General features: G+C 72.2%; 17 protein-coding genes. 6 read left to right on the top strand and 11 right to left on the bottom strand.

Annotated elements, in window-relative coordinates; translation table 11 throughout:
- Positions 1-254 precede the first annotated feature (254 nt).
- Positions 255-1,364, bottom strand: coding sequence for a tRNA (adenine-N1)-methyltransferase (locus tag KIH74_RS23520; protein WP_214158295.1), 1,110 nt, complete (start codon positions 1,362-1,364; stop codon positions 255-257).
- 64 nt (positions 1,365-1,428) lie between these two features.
- The gene (locus KIH74_RS23515) at positions 1,429-2,544 is read right to left on the bottom strand and encodes a site-2 protease family protein (RefSeq protein WP_214158294.1); all 1,116 of its coding nucleotides are present in this window, start codon (positions 2,542-2,544) and stop codon (positions 1,429-1,431) included.
- Positions 2,545-2,702: 158 nt separating this feature from the next.
- On the opposite strand from KIH74_RS23515, the gene KIH74_RS23510 reads away from it, so the two are divergent.
- From KIH74_RS23510 to KIH74_RS23500, 3 genes are all read left to right on the top strand, one after another.
- Positions 2,703-3,566, top strand: coding sequence for a RecB family exonuclease (locus KIH74_RS23510; RefSeq protein ID WP_214158293.1), 864 nt, complete (start codon positions 2,703-2,705; stop codon positions 3,564-3,566).
- 478 nt (positions 3,567-4,044) lie between these two features.
- Positions 4,045-4,791, top strand: a complete 747-nt coding sequence (locus KIH74_RS23505; protein WP_308113972.1) for an ABC transporter ATP-binding protein — start codon at positions 4,045-4,047, stop codon at positions 4,789-4,791.
- A 1-nt stretch (position 4,792) separates the two neighbouring features.
- Positions 4,793-7,321 (top strand): ABC transporter permease, encoded by a 2,529-nt coding sequence (locus KIH74_RS23500; RefSeq protein ID WP_214158291.1) that lies wholly within the window; start codon positions 4,793-4,795, stop codon positions 7,319-7,321.
- A gap of 136 nt (positions 7,322-7,457) precedes the next feature.
- Here the strand turns inward: KIH74_RS23500 and KIH74_RS23495 are convergent, their stop codons facing one another.
- A complete protein-coding gene (locus KIH74_RS23495) occupies positions 7,458-8,162 on the bottom strand; it encodes an HAD family hydrolase (protein ID WP_214158290.1) in 705 nt (234 codons plus the stop codon).
- A 238-nt stretch (positions 8,163-8,400) separates the two neighbouring features.
- Between KIH74_RS23495 and KIH74_RS23490 the strand changes: the two genes are divergently transcribed.
- The gene (locus KIH74_RS23490; protein ID WP_214158289.1) at positions 8,401-9,273 is read left to right on the top strand and encodes a PAC2 family protein; all 873 of its coding nucleotides are present in this window, start codon (positions 8,401-8,403) and stop codon (positions 9,271-9,273) included.
- A gap of 80 nt (positions 9,274-9,353) precedes the next feature.
- Here KIH74_RS23490 and mshC read toward each other — a convergent pair whose 3' ends face one another.
- The 5 genes from mshC to KIH74_RS23465 all read right to left on the bottom strand — a co-directional run bounded on the left by mshC (position 9,354) and on the right by KIH74_RS23465 (position 13,734).
- Positions 9,354-10,610, bottom strand: a complete 1,257-nt coding sequence (gene mshC, locus KIH74_RS23485) for a cysteine--1-D-myo-inosityl 2-amino-2-deoxy-alpha-D-glucopyranoside ligase (protein ID WP_214158288.1) — start codon at positions 10,608-10,610, stop codon at positions 9,354-9,356.
- A gap of 71 nt (positions 10,611-10,681) precedes the next feature.
- Positions 10,682-11,599, bottom strand: a complete 918-nt coding sequence (locus KIH74_RS23480) for an SCO1664 family protein (RefSeq protein ID WP_372492122.1) — start codon at positions 11,597-11,599, stop codon at positions 10,682-10,684.
- Positions 11,569-12,135, bottom strand: coding sequence for a DUF3090 domain-containing protein (locus tag KIH74_RS23475; RefSeq protein WP_214158286.1), 567 nt, complete (start codon positions 12,133-12,135; stop codon positions 11,569-11,571). The genes KIH74_RS23480 and KIH74_RS23475 overlap by 31 nt, the downstream gene beginning before the upstream one ends.
- 10 nt (positions 12,136-12,145) lie before the next feature.
- Positions 12,146-12,877 carry a histidine phosphatase family protein gene (locus tag KIH74_RS23470; RefSeq protein WP_214158285.1) on the bottom strand — a complete coding sequence of 244 codons (732 nt, stop codon included), beginning with the start codon at positions 12,875-12,877 and terminating at the stop codon, positions 12,146-12,148.
- Between the two features lie 11 nt (positions 12,878-12,888).
- Positions 12,889-13,734 carry an undecaprenyl-diphosphate phosphatase gene (locus tag KIH74_RS23465; RefSeq protein ID WP_214158284.1) on the bottom strand — a complete coding sequence of 282 codons (846 nt, stop codon included), beginning with the start codon at positions 13,732-13,734 and terminating at the stop codon, positions 12,889-12,891.
- Between the two features lie 42 nt (positions 13,735-13,776).
- On the opposite strand from KIH74_RS23465, the gene KIH74_RS23460 reads away from it, so the two are divergent.
- Positions 13,777-14,712 carry an aldo/keto reductase gene (locus KIH74_RS23460; protein WP_214158283.1) on the top strand — a complete coding sequence of 312 codons (936 nt, stop codon included), beginning with the start codon at positions 13,777-13,779 and terminating at the stop codon, positions 14,710-14,712.
- Positions 14,713-14,785: 73 nt separating this feature from the next.
- Here KIH74_RS23460 and KIH74_RS23455 read toward each other — a convergent pair whose 3' ends face one another.
- A complete protein-coding gene (locus KIH74_RS23455; protein WP_214158282.1) occupies positions 14,786-17,071 on the bottom strand; it encodes a SulP family inorganic anion transporter in 2,286 nt (761 codons plus the stop codon).
- Between the two features lie 495 nt (positions 17,072-17,566).
- Complete coding sequence (locus KIH74_RS23450; protein ID WP_214158281.1) at positions 17,567-17,920, bottom strand: primosomal protein; 354 nt, start codon at positions 17,918-17,920, stop codon at positions 17,567-17,569.
- A gap of 118 nt (positions 17,921-18,038) precedes the next feature.
- Here KIH74_RS23450 and KIH74_RS23445 point away from each other — a divergent pair, with 118 nt between their 5' ends.
- Positions 18,039-18,290, top strand: coding sequence for a DUF5703 family protein (locus KIH74_RS23445; RefSeq protein WP_246572953.1), 252 nt, complete (start codon positions 18,039-18,041; stop codon positions 18,288-18,290).
- A gap of 64 nt (positions 18,291-18,354) precedes the next feature.
- Here KIH74_RS23445 and KIH74_RS23440 read toward each other — a convergent pair whose 3' ends face one another.
- Entirely contained in the window at positions 18,355-19,719 is a 1,365-nt protein-coding gene (locus KIH74_RS23440; RefSeq protein WP_214158280.1) for a M20/M25/M40 family metallo-hydrolase, read from the bottom strand.
- Between the last annotated feature and the right edge of the window lie 22 nt (positions 19,720-19,741).

The following is a 19,741-nucleotide window of genomic DNA, read 5'->3' as shown; positions in this document are numbered from 1 at the left end:
CGGCGCGGCGGCGTAAATCCATCCGCGGGATGAACTCTCGCGGCCCGGCCGGCTACGTCGGCGACCGGAAAGGAGTCATCCTGACATGTTCGGCGTCACGATGGGTGTCTCAATGGTCACTTGACGGTCCGTAAGCGGACAAGTTTGGTGACCCATCTCTCCTCACCCGTTCGGCCGATGCCGGATGCCCCTTTGGGTCACGACCTTCACCCGTGGACGACGAAAAAGCCAGACCTAAATCAGCTCTGTTCCTGTCAATTAGCGGGATCGAAACCTGGCCGCGGGTCGTCGTCGTGCTCCACCGCGGGATCGGTGTCCAGGTCAGCCGCGAGTTCCGCCTCCCGCGGCGTCAGCTCCGGCTCGCCGGCGAGGTTTTCGCCGGGCGTGTCGGTGACGTCGCGCCGCACCTTGCGGATCTTCTTCTCCGACACCGGGCGCTCGCCCAGATCGGCGGCGGTCCACTCACCCCAGGCCTCGGCGACACCGGCCTCGCCTTCGGAGGCGGCCTTGGCCGGGCGGCGGCGCCGGACCGGCGCGGTCACGTCGTCGGCCATCCGCCGGGTGGTGAGCAGGAAGCCGGTGTGGCCGACCATGCGGTGCTGCGGGCGCACCGCCAGGCCCTCCAGGTGCCAGCCGCGCACCATCGACTCCCAGGCCTGCGGCTCGGTGAACCGGCCGTCGGCGCGCAGCGCCTCGGCGGTGCGCGACAGCTGGGTGGCGGTGGCCACGTAACAGATCAGCACGCCGCCGGGGACGAGCGCCTTCGCGACCGCCTCCAGGCAGTCCCAGGGCGCCAGCAGATCGAGCACGAAGCGGTCGGCGTCGGTCTCCACCACGTCCGTGGCCACGTCACCGACGGTGATCTGCCAGGCCGGGTGCGGCGCGCCGAAGAACGTCTCGATGTTGGCCTGCGCGATGTCGGCGAAGTCGGCGCGACGCTCGTACGAGTGCACGAGCCCGGTGTCGCCCACCGCCCTGAGCAGCGACATCGTGAGTGCGCCGGAGCCCACGCCGGCCTCGATCACGCGGGCTCCGGGGAAGATGTCGGCCATCTGCACGATCTGGCCCGAGTCCTTCGGGTACACCACCGCAGCGCCACGGGGCATCGACAGAACGTAGTCGGACAGCAGGGGGCGCAGGGCCAGGTACTCGATGCCCGCGGTGTTGCGGACCACCCAGCCCTCGGGCTTGCCGATCAGCTCGTCGTGCCGGAACAGGCCGCGGTGGGTGTGGAACTGCTTGTCGGGGTCGAGCGTGATGGTGTGCAGCCGGCCCTTGGGGTCGGTGAGCTGCACCCGTTCACCGGCCCGGAACGGGCCCCGGCGGTGGTCGGCGCCGGTCGGGGCGGGGGGTGCTTCGGTCATGAGGAGCGAGTCTATGGGCGCCGGGCGGATGGTTCGCGCCGGGTCACGGACGGCCGGATGCCGGTCACGGGGTGACGAAGCGGGCGACGTCCTCCCAGTCCAGCACGCCGACCACGATCTCGTCCGGGCCGATCACCGCGTAGCGGGCCGCCGGGGCCTCTTCCAGCGCCTGGATCAGCGAGCGCCCGGCCAGGCCGGTGGGCAGCACCGCGCCGTCGGGCAGTGCCTCGGCCACCGCGCCCGCCCCGACCTGCGCGGCGCGGGCGGCCGGGACGCCGGCGGCGGCCCGCTCGTCGACGATCGCCGCCGGACGGCCGTACACGTCGAGCACCACCACCGCGCTGGCCCCGGCGCCGGCGGCGGACATCAGCGCCCCGGCCACGGTCGCGTTGGAGGGCACCGCCACGGCGGGCTGGAGCAGGTCGTCGACCACGGCCGCCTCGGTTCGGATGTTCCAGCGCGCGGCCTCGACCGCCTGCCCGGCCGAGCGCCACAGCAGCAGCCCGACCAGGACCATCCAGAACCCGCTGAGCGCCTTGTGCTCGCCGGTGGCCACCGCGTAGACGGCGTAGGCCCCGGTGCCGACCGCGACCACCCGGCCGGCGTGGCCGGCCACCAGCGCGGCCCGCAGCCGGTCACCGCCGATCCGCCAGACCAGGCCCTCCAGCACCCGGCCGCCGTCCAGCGGCAGGCCGGGCAGGGCGTTGAACACGGCCACCACCAGGTTGGAGGTGGCGGTGGCCGCGAACAGCAACCGGGACACCGTGCCGGGCTGGAACAGGTCCATCAGCTGGAAGGCGACCACGGCGATCAGGGCGTTCGAGGCGGGCCCGACGACGGCCACGACGATTGCCCGCCAGGGCCGGGACGAGGGGGCGTCGAAGGCGGTGTGCCCACCCCACAGGTCCAGCACGATCGCGGTGGCCGGGGTGCCGGTGGCGGCCGCGGCGACGGCGTGCGCGGCCTCGTGCACGAACACCGACAGCAGCAGGATCAGGGCGAAGACGAAGGCGATGGCGTAGGTGGCGGGACCGGTCAGGTCGACCCAGGCACGCACGGTGGGGGCGAACAGGATCGTCATCACCATGGCGACCAGGAACCAGGAGGGGCGCAGCAGAACGGGTACCCGGCCGACCCGGCCGAGCCGGATGCCGGCCGTCGGCCCGGGCAGGGCGCTCACCGGCGCGCTCCGGCGCTCGGGCGGGGGATCTGTCCGCCTGGACCGGGGTTGCTCACAGGGGTGATGTTAGGGCAGGTCCGGCGCCTTCCCACCTGGACATACCGGCCGGCCGCCGGCTCTCGCCGGAACTGTCGGACCCGACATCTAGGGTTTTCGCCATGACAGCGGCACTCTCCCCCTCCCGGGCCTCCGACTTCATGCAGTGCCCGCTGCTGTACCGGTTCCGCGCCGTCGACCGGCTGCCCGAGACACCCAGCCCGGCGGCGGTGCGCGGCACGGTGGTGCACGCGGTGCTGGAGCGGCTGTTCGACCTGCCCGCGCCGCGGCGCACCCCGCAGGCCGCGCACGACCTGCTGCGTCCGCAGTGGGAACGGCTGCTGACCGAGCGGCCGGAGGTGGGCTCGCTGTTCGTCGAGGGGTCACCCGAGCTGGAGGCGTGGCTGCTGTCCGCGGCCGGCCTGATCACCCGCTGGTTCGCGCTGGAAGACCCGACCCGGCTGGAGCCCGCCGACCGCGAGCTGCACGTGGAGACCGTGCTGGACGACGGGCTGAGGCTGCGCGGCTACGTCGACCGGCTCGACGTGGCCACGGACGGGCGGCTGCGGGTGGTCGACTACAAGACCGGCCGGGCGCCGTCCGAGGCGTTCGAGGCCTCGGCCCTGTTCCAGATGAAGTTCTACGCCCTGGTGCTGTGGCGCACCCGGGGGCGGCTGCCCACCGTGCTGCAACTGGTCTACCTCGGCGACGGCGAGATCCTGCGCTACACGCCCGACGAGTCCGACCTGCTGGCGGTGGAGCGCAAGGTGCGGGCGCTGTGGGACGCCATTCAGCTGGCCGCCCGCACCGGGGACTGGCGGCCGTCGCCCGGCCGGCTCTGTTCCTGGTGCGACCACCACGCCCGCTGCCCGGCGAAAGGTGGCACCACGCCGCCGATTCCGGAGGGAGCGCTGGAACGGTTCCTCGGCACCGCGCCGTTCAGCCCGCAGGACGAGGAGGGGCCACAGACGCTCGAACGGGACTGAGCGGCTCGGGACACGGCCGGCGAGGACGGCCCGGCGCTGCCTCGCGTGAGCGGGCCGGCGCTGCCTCGCGTGAGCGGGCCGGCGCTGCCTCGCGTGAGCGGGCCGGCGCTGCCTCGCGTGAGCGGGCCGGCGCTGCCTCGCGTGAGCGGGCCGGCGCTGCCTCTGCGGGCGGTGGCCGGTACGCGCGCGGCCGGGTCGCTGCGCCGCACCCGGCCCGGATGCCAAAATGTCCGCGGCCGGTTGCGACCCCGAACCGGCCTGGATCAAGACCGGGGTCGGATCAGGGATGAACCCGAGGCGAGGGGGCTCGTGCCTCGGGCGTAATGAGTTCGGGCCGGTTCGCGCCGTCGGTACGGGTGGGCGCGACCGGGTTGTGGGGACCGGCGCACCGACGCGCCCGCCCGCCTCGGGGGGATGCTCTGTCCTCCCGTGTTGTGCAGTCGTTGTGCAGTCGAAAACGATCTCAGGGGAGAACACGGTGGGAACCGAGGCAATCGCGAGAGCGATTGATTTGCAGAAGATTTACGGCACCGGCGAGGCACAGGTCAAGGCTCTGCGCGGGGTCAGCGTCGACTTCGGGCGCGGTGAGATGACCGCCATCATGGGGCCCTCCGGCTCCGGCAAGTCCACCCTGATGCACTGCATGGCCGCGCTCGACCGCCCGACGGCCGGCGAGATCGAGATCGACGGCGTGCAGGTGCGGGGCCTGAAAGACAAGGCGCTCACCCAGCTGCGCCGCGACCGGCTGGGCTTCATCTTCCAGTCGTTCAACCTGGTGCCCACCCTGACGGCCCGGGAGAACATCACGCTCCCGCTCGACATCGCCGGCCGCAAGGTGGACCAGGAGTGGTTCGACCGGGTCGTCGACACGGTCGGGCTGCGGGACCGGCTGAAGCACCGGCCGACCGAGCTGTCCGGCGGTCAGCAGCAGCGGGTGGCGTGTGCCCGGGCCCTGGTCAGCCGCCCGGCGATCGTGTTCGCCGACGAGCCGACCGGCAACCTGGACTCCCGCGCCAGCGCGGAGATCCTGTCGTTCCTCCAGAACTCCGTGCGGGAGTTCGGCCAGTCCATCGTCATCGTCACCCACGACCCGGTGGCGGCCGGGTACGCCGACCGCGTGCTGTTCCTGGCCGACGGCGAGATCGTCGACGAGATGGCCGCACCGACCGCCGACAAGGTGCTCGAGCGCATGCGGGGCTTCGACGCCGCGGGTCGGCGGAGCTGACATGTTCCGGATCACCGTCAAGGGAATCTTCACCCACAGGCTGCGTTTCGCGCTGACGGCGCTGGCGGTCTGCCTGGGCGTCACGCTGGTGGCCGGCACCCTGGTGCTGAGCGGCAGCATCACCAACACGTTCGACGCGATCGTCGAGCAGACCACGGCCGGCACCGACGTGCAGGTGCGCGGCGCCGAGCTGGAGACCACCACGGTCGACGGCACGAAACAGCGTGAGCCGCTGCCGCTCTCGCTGGAGCAGAAGCTCGACGCCGTCGACGGGGTGGCCTGGGCCAGCGCCGACGTCGGCGGCACGGCCGTGCTGGTCGGCGCGGACGGCACCGCGGCCCGCAACGGCGGCGCACCCAACCTGGGCTTCGCCTACACCGGCGACGACCCGAGCGTGCAGATGTACGAGGGCCGGGGACCGGAGAAGAAGGGTGAGATCGCCGTCGACGAGTCCACCCTGGACCTGTCCGGGCTGAAGGTCGGCGACACCACGCGGGCCCTGATCCAGAACGACCCGCAGGACGTCACCGTCACCGGCGTCTTCACCTACGGCAGCAGCCTGGCCGGGGCCACGCTGGTGCTGCTCGACGAGAAGACGGCCCTGGCCACCTGGGCGCCGGACGGCGAGGTGTCGTCGTTCACCATCGGCGCCGACGACGGGGTGGACCAGGAGACGCTGCGCGACCGGGTGGCCCAGGTGGTGCCGGCCGGCACCGAGGTGGTCACCGGCGAGACCGTCTACCAGGAGCAGAAGGACGCGTTCGGCACGGCGATCGGGTTCATCACCACGTTCCTGCTGGTGTTCGCGCTGATCGCGGTGTTCGTCGGGGCGTTCATCATCGCCAACACGTTCTCCATGCTGGTGGCCCAGCGCACCCGGGAACTGGCCCTGCTGCGGGCGGTCGGTGCCTCCCGCGGCCAGGTGCTGCGGGTGGTGCTGGGCGAGGCGGCGATCCTCGGCCTGACCGGCTCGGTGATCGGGCTCGGCCTGGGCATGCTGCTCGCGGCCGGGCTGCGGGCACTGGTCAAGCAGGCCGGGCTGGAGGTCACCGGCGGCCTGCCGGTCACCGCGACCACGGTGCTGGTCAGCCTGCTGGTCGGTCTCGTGGTCACCATGCTGTCGGCGGTGTTCCCGGCCCTGCGCGCGGCCCGGGTGGCGCCGATCGCGGCGCTGCGCGACGACGCCCAGACCCCGCCCGGCGGAGTGTTGCGGCGTGGCGTGATCGGCCTGGTGCTGGTGCTGCTCGGCTTCGGTGCGGTGCTGCCCGGCTCGCTCGGCGACGAACCGAACTGGCCGCTGGTCGGCGTCGGCGCGGCGCTGCTGCTGATCGGTCTGCTGGTGGCGGCACCGTGGCTGACCCGCCCGGTGGTCCGGCTGATCAGCCTGCCCTACACCGCGATCTACGGCACGGTCGGGCGCCTGGCCCGCGAGAACGCGCTGCGCAACCCGCGGCGCACGGCGACCACGGCCAGTGCCCTGATGATCGGGCTGGCGCTGATGTCGAGCGTCGGGGTGTTCGCGTCGTCGGCCAACGCCAGCGTCTCGGACATCGTCGACAGCGAGCTCACGGCCGACTATGTGCTCAGCAGCGGCGGTTTCACCCAGCTGCCGACCACGGTGGCCGACGAGGTGCAGAAGATGCCGGGCGTCACCTCGGTGGCCACGATCCGCTCGGCCCCGCTGCGGGTGAACGGGGCGAGCAAGTTCACGATCGCCGCCGACCCGCGGGCGATGAGCGAGAACGTGAAGCTGAACGTCACGGCCGGCTCGCTGGACTCGCTGAACTCCGGCGACGTGGTGATCAGCCGCAGCGCCGCGGACGACGAGGGCTGGAAGCTCGGTGACCGGCTGACCGCCGAGATCGGCACGGAGACCGGCGAGGAGCTCACGGTCGGCGCGATCATCGACGACTCGCAGGCACTGAACAACCCGAGCCTGATCATCCCGCTCGCCCTGTACGCCGACACCGTGCCCACCGCCCAGCAGGGCGACTTCATGCTCTACGTGAAGTCGGACGGCACGAACACCGCCGCGCTGCGCTCGCAGATCGAGGAGGTGGTCAAGCCGTTCCTGGTGGTGTCGGTGCAGGACGGCGAGGAGTACGCGAAGGCCCAGGCCGCGCAGATCAACTCGCTGCTCTACCTGATCTACGCGCTGCTGGCGCTGAGCGTGCTGATCGCGGTGCTGGGCATCATCAACACACTGGCGCTGTCGGTGTTCGAGCGCACCCGGGAGATCGGGCTGCTGCGGGCGGTCGGCATGAGCCGGCGCCAGCTGCGGCGCATGATCAGCGCCGAGTCGGTCAGCACCGCGGTGTTCGGGGCGGTGCTCGGCATGGGCCTCGGCCTGGTGCTGGGTCTGGTGCTTCAGCGGGCCCTGGTGTCGCAGGGGCTGGAGACCCTGTCGATCCCCTGGCTGACCCTGGTGATCGTGCTGCTCTTCTCGGCGGTGGCCGGGATGGTCGCGGCGATCATGCCGGCCTGGCGCGCGGTGCGGCTCGACGTGCTGCGGGCGATCACGGCCGACTGAGCGGCGCCCGGGCAGCGGGCCGACCAGGAAGCAGACACACGAGAAGCGGCCCGCACCGGCAGGATTCGCCGGTGCGGGCCGCAGCCGTGAACGGGACGAGCGGGCGAGGCAAGCGGGCGAACCGGACCAGCGGCCGTCAGCGGCCGGCCAGCCGCCCCAGGTCGTGCACCGTCCAGCCTTCCAGGGTGCGGGCCACGGTGCGGCCCGGGTGGGCGGGCACCGGCACCAGGTGCTCCACCGCCAGCAGCGGCACCCCGGCGGCCTCGGCGGAGGCGATGCCGGTCAGGCTGTCTTCGATGGCCACGCAGTCGCCCGGCCGCACACCGAGCAGCCCGGCGGCCTTCAGGTAGGGCTCGGGGTGCGGCTTTCCGCGGGTCACCTCGTCACCGGTGACCAGGAAGCGGAAGAACTCCCCCGGCAGCCCGGCCAGGATGGCCTCGGCCATGGCCCGGTACGACATGGTGACCAGGGCACAGGGCACCCCGGCGTCGTGCAGGGCGAACAGCAGCTCACGTGCCCCCGGGCGCCAGGGCACCTCGTCGGCGATGCGGCGCACCACCCCGGCGGTGAGCCGGTCGATGATCTCCTCGGCGGGCAGGGTGACACCGCCGTGCCGCTGGATGTAGTGCGCCGAGTCGATCAGTGCGTTGCCGATCAGGTTGTGCGCGTGCTCGTCGCTCCACGTGCCACCGAACTCGGCGACCAGGGCGTGTTCCTCGGCCATCCAGTAGGGCTCGGTGTCGACCAGCGTGCCGTCCATGTCCCACAGCACGGCAGCGGGCAGGGAGGCCGGACGGGTGGTCGGGTCGCCGGTGGGGTGCGGTGTGCTGATGTCTGTCACGGTGTGGGAGATCTCGCCTCTGGCTGGTGGACGTGGACCGGGCACCGTCCGTGACGCCGTCGCCGCACACGGTTTGCCCTGAGCGCTCACTCACCGTCGTCATCGGGATGACGCGGGCGGAAGCTCGCGTGCCGAGTCTAGAGCGTCGGGGGCGGACCGGCCCGCCCCGCCCGTAGGCTGGGGCCGCGAGGGCGGTGCAGACACCGTCCAGGACGAGGATGTGAAGCGAGGAGAAGGCGTGACGGATCTGTCGGGAGTGCCGCCCCTGCGGGACCCCGTGATGGTGGCTGCCTTCGAGGGCTGGAACGACGCCGGCGAGGCCGCCAGCGGAGCCGTGGCGCACCTGGAGCGGGTCTGGGGCGCGCAGAGCGTCGGTGAGCTCGATCCGGAGGAGTACCACGACTTCCAGGTCAACCGGCCCAGCGTGGGCACGGACGACGACGGCCGGCGCACGATCACCTGGCCGACCACCCGCCTGTACTGGGCGCGGCCGCCCGGCGGCAACCGCGACATCGTCATCGTCCGGGGCATCGAGCCGTCGATGCGGTGGCGCCGGTTCATCGGCGAGATCCTGCACTACGCGGACGAGCTGAAGGTCGGCACCATGATCACGCTGGGGGCACTGCTGGCCGACGTGCCGCACACCCGGCCGATCCCGGTGACCACGACCAGCGACGACGAACGGCTGCTGGACAAGCTGGCGGTCGAGCCGTCGCGCTACGAGGGGCCGACCGGCATCGTGGGTGTGCTCCAGGACGCGGCGATGAAGGCGGGACTGCCCAGCCTGTCGCTGTGGGCCGCCGTGCCGCACTACGTGGGCCAGTCCCCGTCGCCGAAGGCCACGCTGGCCCTGCTGCGGCGCATCGAAGACGTTCTCGACGTCACGGTGCCGCTGGGTGAGCTGCCGGAAGACGCGCGGGCCTGGGAACGCGGTGTGGACGAGCTGGCCGAGGAGGACTCGGAGATCGGCGAGTACGTGCGGCAGCTGGAGCAGGCGAAGGACACGGCCGACCTGCCCGAGGCCAGCGGTGAGGCGATCGCCAAGGAGTTCGAGCGGTACCTGCGCCGGCGGCGTCCCGACGACGAGGGCGGCAAGCCCGGCATGCTCTGAGCACCGGACCAGAGAACCGAATCAGGGACGCCGGTGGTCACCCACGTGGGTGACCACCGGCGTCCCTGATTTTCCGGGTTCTAGAAGCGGACGCCCAGCAGCGCGTCGATCGTGCGGCTGACCAGGCCGGGCGCCCCCTCGACCGGGCCGCCCGTGGTGAGCTGCTCGTCCACCCACGCGTCCACCGCGGCGAGCGCCTGCGGGGCGTTCAGGTCGGTGGCGACCGCCGCGCGCACGGCGGCCAGCACCGGCTCCGGGTCGGGCCCCTCCTGCCGGGACAGGGCGGCCTTCCAGCGCTCCAGCCGGGTGCGGGCCGCGGCCAGGTTCGCGTCGGTCCAGTCCCAGCTGGTGCGGTAGTGGTGGGCCAGGATGGCCAGGCGGATGACCTGCGGATCCTCGCCCGCACCGCGCAGTTTCGAGACGAACACCAGGTTGCCGCGTGACTTGCTCATCTTCTCGCCGTCGAGGCGCACCATGCCGGCGTGGGCGTAGTGCCGGGCGAACGGGGCGTCGCCGGTGATCACCTGGCCGTGCGAGGCGCTCATCTCGTGGTGCGGGAACAGCAGGTCGTCGCCGCCGCCCTGCACGTCGAAGCCCATGCCCAGGTGCTCCAGGGCGATCGAGGCGCACTCGATGTGCCAGCCCGGGCGGCCGGCGCCCAGCGTCTCGCCGTCCCAGGAGGGCTCGCCGTCGCGGGCCCCCCGCCACAGCAGCGGGTCGAGGGCGTTGCGCTTGCCCGGGCGGTCCGGGTCGCCACCGCGCTCGGCGAACGTGGCCCGGGCCTCGTCGGCGGGCAGCTTGGCCACCCGGCCGAAGTCGCGGTCGGCGGTGACGTCGAAGTAGACGTCCTGCGCGCCCGGGTTCAGCGCGTCCGGCGTGGGCACCAGGTAGGCCTTGCCCGCCTTGACCAGGTTCTGCACGGCCTCGACCACCAGCGGCACCGACTCCACCGCGGTCATGAACACCCGGGGGGCGATCACCCCGAGGGCGATCATGTCGTCCTTGAAACGGGCGGTCTCCCGGTCGGCCAGGGCCCGCCAGTCGTCGCCGGTGGCGTTCGCGCGCTCCAGCAGGGGGTCGTCGACGTCGGTGACGTTCTGCACGTAGAACACCTCGTGCCCGGCGTCGAGCCAGGCGCGGTGCAGCAGGTCGAAGGCGACGTAGGTGGAGGCGTGCCCGATGTGGGTGGCGTCGTACGGGGTGATCCCGCAGACGTACATCCGGGCCTCGCCCTCGGGCCGCGTGGTGACCAGCGTGCGCTCGGAGGAGTCGAAGACACGGACCGGTTCGCCGGAGCCGGGCAGACGGGGAACAGCGGGAGAAGGCCAGGGGATCACGCTGGGAGCCTAACTGACGCCCCGGAGTAAGTCTGTGCTGGTACAGGCCAAGTTTCGGGAATAAAAGCCGCTCAGAACGGCGGCCACGGGATCGCGGCCCAGTCGCCCGGCGGTTTCGGGAAGCGCCCGCGCCGCAGCAGCTGGGCGGCCCGGCGCGCGGTGCGGTCGACCTCGTCGTCGTCCAGGAGCTCGAGCAGGGCGGTGCGCAGCTCGCCGTCGGCGCTCAGGTCGGTGACCAGCCGGTCGAGCACCTCCTGCGCCTCGTCGCCGAGCCGTTCCCCGGCCCAGCCCCACAGCACGGTGCGCAGCTTGTCGTCGAGATTGAAGGTGAGCCCGTGGTCGACGCCGAGAATGCGGCCGCCCGGGCCGCGCAGGATGTGGCCGCCCTTGCGGTCGGTGTTGTTCGCCACGGCGTCGAACAGCGCCATCCGGCGCAGGCCCGGGTCGTCGGCGTGGGCCAGCACCACCGGGTCGCCGGCGGCGTCCTCGGCCACCAGCACCCGTTTCCAGTCCGGGGGCAGGGCCCGCGGCGGCAGCACGTCGACGACGCCGGCACCGGGCTCACCCATCACCGGCTCCACGGCCTGCGGCATGCCCCCGAGGCCGGGGCCGGGTTCGTCCGCGGGCTCCTCGTCGTCTTCGGTTGTGCTGTCGACCCACAACTGGACGCTGCCGGGCCCGAAGGGCCCCTCGCGCAACACGGTCGGGGGGACGACGTCGAGGCCGCTGTACGCCGACAGCACATAACTGGCGGTCTCACGCAGGCCGAGGGTGCCGGACGGGAAGTCCCACAGCGGCTTCTCGCCCGAGATCGGCTTGTAGACGGCACCGGTGGCGGCCCCGTCGAGCGTGACCGAGACGTAGAGGGTGGCGTTGCTGGCACCGGTGATCCGGCCCAGGACGTCGATCTCGCCCTCGGCCAGCAGCTTGAGCAGTTCCGGCTCGTCCACGGCGGAGCTCAGCGCCGGTACCCGTTCGCCCGCGGGCAGATGTGCCCCTCCGGGTCGAGCGGGAACGTGCAGAACGGGCAGGGCGGGCGGCCGGCCCCGACGACGGCCAGGGCCCGCTTGGCGAAGGCCCGGGCGGCGGCGCCGGCGAGCGACACCCGCAGCACCGCGCCCTCGGCGTCCTCGTCGTTGTCGGGCAGCTCGTCCTCGTCCTCGGCCGGGTTCTCGCCCGCCTCGAAACACTCGATGACGACGCGCTCCAGCTCGCCGTCCCAGGCCAGGCTCATCGTGCCGACCCGGAACTCCTCCTCGATCGGGGTGTCGAGCGGGGCCGTGTCCTCGGTGCGGCTGGGCGCCAGGGCGGGCACCGTGGCACTGCCCTGGCTGCGGCGCAGCACCTCGTCGAGCAGCTCGTCGACCCGTTCGGCCAGCACCGAGACCTGCTGCTTCTCGAGCTGCACCGTGGTCAGCCGGTTACCGGCACGGACCTGGAGGAAGAAGGTGCGTGATCCGGGCTGGCCCGTCGTCCCCGCGACGAACCGGTCCGGTGACTCGTACTCGTACACCTGGCGCGGCATAGACGGGACCCTACGACGTTCCGGACGTGGGTGCCGCACCGCCCGCGCCACCGCCGACGACAGCGTCGGACTCCGGTGCGGCACCGGGCGGGGGCGGGGCGGGCACCAGAGCTGCCAGGTCGGTGCCCGAGTCGTTGACCCGCACGGCGAACGGCCGCAGCGGTGTGAATCGGATCACGGAGACCGAGCACGGGTCGACCACGATGCGCTGGAACTGGTCGAGGTGCATGCCCAGGGCGTCGGCCAGGACGGCCTTGATCACGTCACCGTGCGAGACCGCCATCCAGACCGCGTGGTCACCGAACTCGCGGGCCACCCGGGCGTCGTACTCCCGGATCGCGGCGACCGCCCGGTGCTGCATGTCGGGCATCGACTCGCCCTCCGGCCCGGGGAAGGTCACGGCCGAGGGGTGCGACTGCACCACCGGCCAGAGCTCCTCCTTCACCAGTTCCTTCAGCGGCCGGCCGGTCCAGTCGCCGTAGCGGCACTCCCCCAGCCGGTCGTCGGTGAGCAGGGGCGGGCGATCGTCACCGGCGCCGAGCAGGGTGGACGCGGTCTCCTGGCAGCGCTGGAGCGGGCTGGCGACGGCGAGCCGGACCGGGACCCGCTCCAGCCGGGAGGCCAGGGTGGCCGCCTGGGCCCGGCCGGTGTCGTCCAGCCCGACGCCGGGGGTCCAGCCGGCCAGGACGCCGCTCGCGTTGGCGGCGGTACGGCCGTGGCGGACCAGCAGAACTGTGGGCACGAGCGACAAGCCTACGTGCTGGACAGGACGCCGGTGGCGAGCAGCCCCATCACGGCCAGGCCGGCCACGATCCGGTACGGGTTGAACACCGCGATCGAGTGCCCGGCGACCAGCTTGAGCAGCCAGGCGATGACGCCGTAGGCGACCACGAACGAGACGAACGTGCCGACCGCCAGCTGGCCCCAGCCGACCACGGAGGTGTCCACGTCCTTCAGCGAGTAGACGCCGGCACCGGTGAGGGCGGGCACGGCCAGGAAGAACGACAGCCGGGTGGCGGCGACGCGGGTGGCGCCGACCATCAGGCCGGCCGAGATCGTGGCGCCGGAACGGGAGACGCCGGGCACCAGGGCGACACACTGCATCAGGCCGATGATCAGCACCTGCTTCACCCCCAGCTCGGTCTCCTCGTACTTCTGCCGGGGGTTGCGCTCGGCCCACCAGATCACCGCGCTCCAGGCGATCAGCGAGCCGGCCACCACCCACAGGTTGCGCAGCGGGCCGTCGACCAGGTCCTTCGCCGCCAGGGCGACCAGCACGATCGGGGTGGAGCCGAGGATCACCAGCCAGGCGAAGCGGTAGTCCGGGTCGGGCGACCAGTGCCGGCCGCGGGCCGGGCCGATCCCGCGCAGCCAGGCCAGGGCCAGCCGGACGAAGTCCTGGCGGAAGTAGAGGAAGGTGGCGACGATCGCACCGAACTGAATGATGGCCGTGAACGACGTCACCGCCGGGTCGTCGATCTTCAGGCCGAGCAGCCCCTCGGCCACGGTGAGGTGGCCGGTGCTGGACACGGGCAGGAACTCGGTGAGGCCTTCGACCACACCGAGGACGACGGCATCGAGATATCCGACGGAGCTCATGGGGGCCACTTTGTCAGGCCCCGCGCGCTAGGTTGACACGCTATGGAGCAGCGTTACGCGGGCCGCACCGGTCTGCGCGTCTCCCGCCTGGGCCTGGGAACGATGACCTGGGGCCGGGAGACCACGCAGGACGAGGCCGCGCAGCAGCTCAGGGACTTCCTCGACGCCGGCGGCACGCTGGTCGACGTGGGCAGCCGCTACGGGGCCGGGGCCTGCGAGGAGACCCTGGGCAAACTGCTCGACACCCTGGGCGCCCGCCACGAGCTGGTGATCTCGGCCAAGGCCGTGGTGCCGCTGCACCGGCAGGGCCCGGACCTGTCCCGCCGCTCGCTGCTGACCGCGCTGGACGCCACGCTCGGCCGGCTCGGCACCGACCACGTGGACCTGTGGACCGCCCCCGGCTGGAGCACCGCGGTGCCGCTGGAGGAGACGCTCTCGGCGCTGGAGACGGCGGTGCGCTCGGGCCGGGCCCGCTACGCCGGGGTGGCGAATCTCGCGGCCTGGCAGACCGCCCTGGCCGCGTCGGGCGCCCCCGGCACCTGCCCGGCGGCCGTGCACACCGAGTACTCGCTGATGCAGCGGCAGGCCGAGCACGAGCTGCTGCCCGCCGCGCGGCATCTGGGCCTGGGCGTGCTGGCCTGGTCGCCGCTCGGGCGTGGGGTGCTCACCGGGAAGTACCGGCACGGCACCCCGGCCGACTCCCGGGCCGCGTCACCGCACCTGGCCCAGTTCGTGGAGCCCTACCTGGACCGGTCGTCGCGGCGGATCGTGGACGCCGTGATCGCCGCCGCCGACGGCCTCGGGTTCGCCCCGCTCGACATCGCGCTGGCCTGGGCCCGGGACCGCCCGGGCATCAGCGCCGTGCTGCTCGGGGCGCGCACCGCCTCACAGCTGCGGCAGGCGCTCGGCAGCGAGGACGTGGAGCTGCCGCCGGAGATCCTCGCCGTGCTCGACGAGGTCTCGCTGTCGGCCCTGTGATCGGCCCGGTGATCGAACCGGTGAGACCCGTTGCCGCGCGCCCGGTCTCGCGCGCACGGCAACGGGTCCGTGATCAGGCCCCGGCGGGCGGGCTGAACTCGCCGGACCGCGGGTCGAGCACGCGCACCTCGGCCTCGCCGATGTCGAAGAACATCCCGACCAGTTCCAGCTCGCCGTTGCCGACCCGCTGACGCACCAGGGGGTGCTCCATCAGGTGCCGCAGCTGCACGACGACGTTGACCTGGGCGAGGGCGCCGACGTCGGCGGAACCGCCCTGCTCACGGTAGGTCTCGACCGAGTCGGTGGCGTGCTCCAGCCAGCCCGGCAGGGCACCCACGGCCCCCACAGCCCCGTCGTCGGGTTCCAGCAGGGCGCGCATGGCGCCGCAGCCGGAGTGCCCGCAGACCGCGATGGTGGTCACCCCGAGCACCCCCACGGCGTACTCGACCGCGGCCAGGGTGGAGTCGCCGGCACCGGAATCCGGCAGTGGGACCAGGTTTCCGACATTGCGCACGGTGAACAGGTCGCCCGGGCCGGAGTGGGTGATCAGGTTCGGCACCACCCGCGAGTCGGCGCAGGTGATGAACAGCGTGCACGGGGACTGCTTCTCGCGCAGTCCGTGCAGCACGCCCCGGATCCGCGGGGCCAGCCGGTCGTGGAAGGTGCCCACGCCGTCGAGGACCGGCAGGCGCGAACGTGCCGGCTCGGCCCCCATCTCCAGCCGGCCGTGGTTCCACGGCGCCACCGAGGCCGGTGGGCCGTCGGCGAGAACCCGCTGCCGCGGCAGCTTTCCGCCGCCGAGCAGCTCACTGAGCACGGGGGCGCCCTGCTCCCGCAGGTCCACGGTGCCGCCGCCGCGGCGGTGCCCGGCCACCCAGTCCAGCAGGTGCTCCGAGGCCGCCTGGTCGAGGTAGTCCACCTCCAGCTCCAGCCGCACCGGGGCGCCGGCCGGCACAGCGCCCAGGCGCCGGGCCAGTTTCGGCACGGCGACGAACGTGAGGGTGCCGGCCAGCACGACGCGCCAGGAACGGGGCTCCTCGTCGTCCTCGGTTCCGCGCCGGGGCGGGGCGATGACCTGCACGTGGGCGCGGATCGAGCGGCGGGCGGCGAAGCCGAGCGCCACCACCAGGCCGAGCAGCACCCCTTCGAGCAGGTTGAGCAGCAGCACACCGGCCAGGGTGACCACCCAGACCGCACCCTCGCCGTGCCGGTGCGCCGAGCGCAGATGGCCGAGATTGACCAGCCCGAGCCCGATCACGACCAGCAGGCCGGCCAGCACCGACAGCGGGATCTGCTTGACCACCGAGACCAGGACCACGGAGAACAGCGCCACCCAGACCGAGTGCAGCACGGCCGACCACTTGGTCCTGGCACCGGCCCGCACGTTGGTGGCGCTGCGCACGATCACGCCGGTCACCGGCAGGCCGCCGGCCAGGCCGGAGAGGATGTTCGCCGAGCCCTGGCCGATCAGCTCCCGGTCCAGGTCGGCGCGCCTGCCGCCGTGCATCTTGTCCACCGCGACCGACGAGAGCAGCGTCTCGACGCTGGCCACGAGGGCCACGGTGATCACCCCGACGGCCACCGGGAACCACGACGTAGCGGGCAGTTCCGGCAGCTGGACGGCGGTCAGCAGGTTGCCCGGCAGGTCGACGCGCTCGACGGTGAACGGCAGCGAGGCGAGCGTCATCAGGGTGACGGAGGCCAGCGGTGCCGGGACCGTGCGCAGCGGGCCGAGGAACCGGGTGACCCGTGGCCAGAGCAGGTTGAGTGCGATGGTGCCCAGGCCGAGCAGCGCCGAGGCGGTGTGCAGGGTGAGGATCTGGCCGGGCAGGTGCAGCATGCTCTCCAGCGCCGAGCTGCGGGAGTCGCCCCCGAGCAGCACGTGCAGCTGGCCGACCACGATGGTCAGGCCGATGCCGGCGAGCATGCCGTGCACGACGGCGGGTGAGATGGCCAGGGCGGCGCGGGCCACCCGGGTCAGGCCGAAGCCGATCTGGACGATTCCGGCCAGCACGGTGATCAGGCAGGTGACCCGCCAGCCGTGTTCGGAGACCAGGCCGGCCACGACCGCGGTGAGACCCGCGGCGGGACCGGTGACCTGGAGCGGGGCACCACCGATCAGGCCGGTGACGATGCCACCGACGACGGCGGCGATGATGCCGGCCACCACCGGGGCGCCGGAGGCGACGGCGATGCCGAGCGACAGCGGCAGGGCGACCAGGAAGACGACCAGGGACGCCTCGATGTCGGCTCGCCAATGCGGCTGTGGTGCAGGATTTTCCGGGTTGATCTGAAGACCGTCGAGCCGGGTCCCGCCGGGTGGCGTGACGGTGGCGGTGGACGTTGAATCCTCGCTCATGAGCTTCTCTCCTGGCGTCGTAGGGCGGCGTCGGGGAGGTGCGATTGCTGGATCGGGCGTCCATGCCCGGAGACTCCGAGCCGGGGCGGTCGAGGAGGTGACAAGAGAGGTCACGGCGACCGAGCGCAATCGGCTGGGGACTGACAGTGAAATGGTGCTGGCGGGAACGGGGTGCGGTCAATCCGAGACGCGTGAATTTTCATCCACCGTCGGCCGTCCTGGCCACTCCGCCCGGCCGAAGTCGTTGCGGCGCAGCGGTTTACCAGTTGGCCAAAAGTTTTTTCGGGGACGACGCGAGGACGCGCGATTTTGCCGAATTCCGTATCACCAGGAACTGGGGACGCCGGTGGCACGTTGGTTATGGGGTGCCGCGACTACCTGGGGGTAGTCCAGTTCTCAGGCGGCGCCGGTTCCGGGCAGATTCCGGGCAGATTCCGGACAACACGAAGAGCCGGTCCGCCCCGGGGGCATGACCGGCGGTCCGGGCGGAACTACCTAGGGACGCTGCGCCGGCGCGGGGGTGTCCGCGTCGTCGTCCGCCCCGTCGGTGCCGTCGTCGGTGTCGTCCTCGTCGTCGTCCTCGTAGTCGTCGAGGTCGTCGTCGAGGTCCTCCAGGTCGTCGTCCTCGTCCTCGCCGGCGTCCTCCGCGTCGTCGTACAGCACGAACGGAGTCACCTCGTCGAACGCGTCGTAGAGCGACTCGTCGTAGGTCTCGAAGGCATCGGCCAGGGTCTGGTAGGCCGCGACCACCGCCGGGTCGGCCTCACCCGTCCGCGCGGAGGCGGCGTTCAGGTGCGCCTCGAGAGCAGCGATCAGGCGGTCAAGAGCAGCTCGGGGCTCCGTCGTCATGGCATGACCGTATCGGTTCGTGATGACATGGAGAGACCTGGCTCTCGCCGGTGGGCCGTGAGGCCGTGTCGGCCGGCGGCAGAAGGAACGATCAGGAATACCGACGAAGAGAGCTGCCTTGAGCGACAACGTGCGTGATCTCGTCCCCAGGGTGCGTCCGGCCGATGCCGGAGCAGTGCCGTTCTCGGCCGACTACGAATACCGAATCATCAACCTACCTCGCGGAACCGGCAGGTCAGAGGCCCGGCAGCTGCTCACCGAGCAGGCTGAGTACGGCCGCTGGGAGCTGGCCCGGGTCCAGCTCTCGTTCGGTGGTGGGCGCCGGGTCTGGCTGCGCCGCCGGATCATGCGCGTCGAGCGCACGTTCTGAGAACGATCGTGGTCCGTGCCCCGCCCGGGGCACGGACCACGACGGATTCAGGCCGGCTACGGATTCAGGCCAGCTGAAGGAACCGGTCGAACGTGCGCACGCCGAACCGCAGCGACTCCAGCGGCACCCGCTCGTCGACACTGTGGAACATGCCGGCGAAGTCCAGGTCGGCGGGCAGCTTCAGCGGCGCGAACCCGTAGCCGCGGATGCCCAGCTGGCTGAACGCCTTGTTGTCGGTGCCGCCGGACAGGCAGTACGGCAGCACCGCGGCGCCCGGGTCGAGCTCCAGCAGCGACTGCTTCATGGCGTCGACCAGGCCGCCCTCGAACCCGGCCTCCAGCGCCACGTCACCGTGCAGCACCTCGACCTCGACGTGCTCGCCGGCCAGCTCGGCCAGGGTGCGCATCAGCTCGTCCTTCTGCCCGGGCAGGTAACGGCAGTCGACCAGGGCCGACGCCGAGCCGGGGATGACGTTGTGCTTGTAGCCGGCCTCGAGCACCGTGGGGTTGGCGGTGTTCTGCACGGTGGCCTCGAGCCAGCGGGCGGTGGTGCCGAACATCTCGCGCAGCTTGTCGACGTCCACCTCCTCGCCGCTGAGCAGTTCCACGCCGGTCTGCTCGCGCACACCCTCGAAGAACGCCCGCACCGTGGCCGGGATCACCGTGGGCCAGCGGTGGGCGCCGATCCGGCCGATCGCCTCGGCCAGGTGCGTGATCGCGTTGTCGGTGTTGACCTGCGAACCGTGACCGGCCCGGCCCTTCGCCACCAGACGCACCCAGGCGATGCCCTTCTCGGCGCTCTGGAGCAGGTAGGTGCGCCGGCCCTGGAGCTCCACCGAGAAGCCACCGACCTCGCTGACCGCCTCGTCGACGCCCTCGAACAGGCCCGGGTGGTTGCGCACCAGCCAGTGCGAGCCCTTGACCCCACCGGCCTCCTCGTCGGCCATGAAGGCCAGCACGATGTCGCGCGGGGGCTTGCGGCCCTCACGGCGCATCTGCCGCACCGTGGACAGGATGATCGCGTCCATGTCCTTCATGTCGACGGCGCCGCGACCCCACAGGCAGTCGTCGGCGATCTCGCCGGAGAACGGGTCGATCCGCCAGTCGTCCTTCTGCGCGGGCACCACGTCGAGATGGCCGTGCACGAGCAGGGCGGGACGGGACGAGTCGGCGCCCGGGAACCGCGCGATCACGCTGGTGCGGCCCGGCTCGCTCTCGAACACCTGCGGCTCGAGCTGCACCTCGGCCAGCAGCCCGGCCACGTACTCGGCGGCCTGGCGCTCGCCCGGGCCGCTGCTGTCGCCGTAGTTGCTGGTGTCCATGCGCAACAGGTCCCGGCAGACGGTGACGACCTCGTCGGTGGCCGGCGGGTGGCCGGCGGCGAGCGTCGGGTCGGCTCCGGCCGGCACGGGTGCCGATGGCCTTCTCATGTCGTGACCTCCGCAAGTCTTC

Origin of the sequence: Kineosporia corallincola, assembly GCF_018499875.1 — a bacterium.
Taxonomy (GTDB): Bacteria; Actinomycetota; Actinomycetes; order Actinomycetales; family Kineosporiaceae; genus Kineosporia; species Kineosporia corallincola.
The sequence above is the reverse complement of the archived record's forward strand: the minus strand, read 5'-3'. Positions and strand labels throughout refer to the sequence as shown.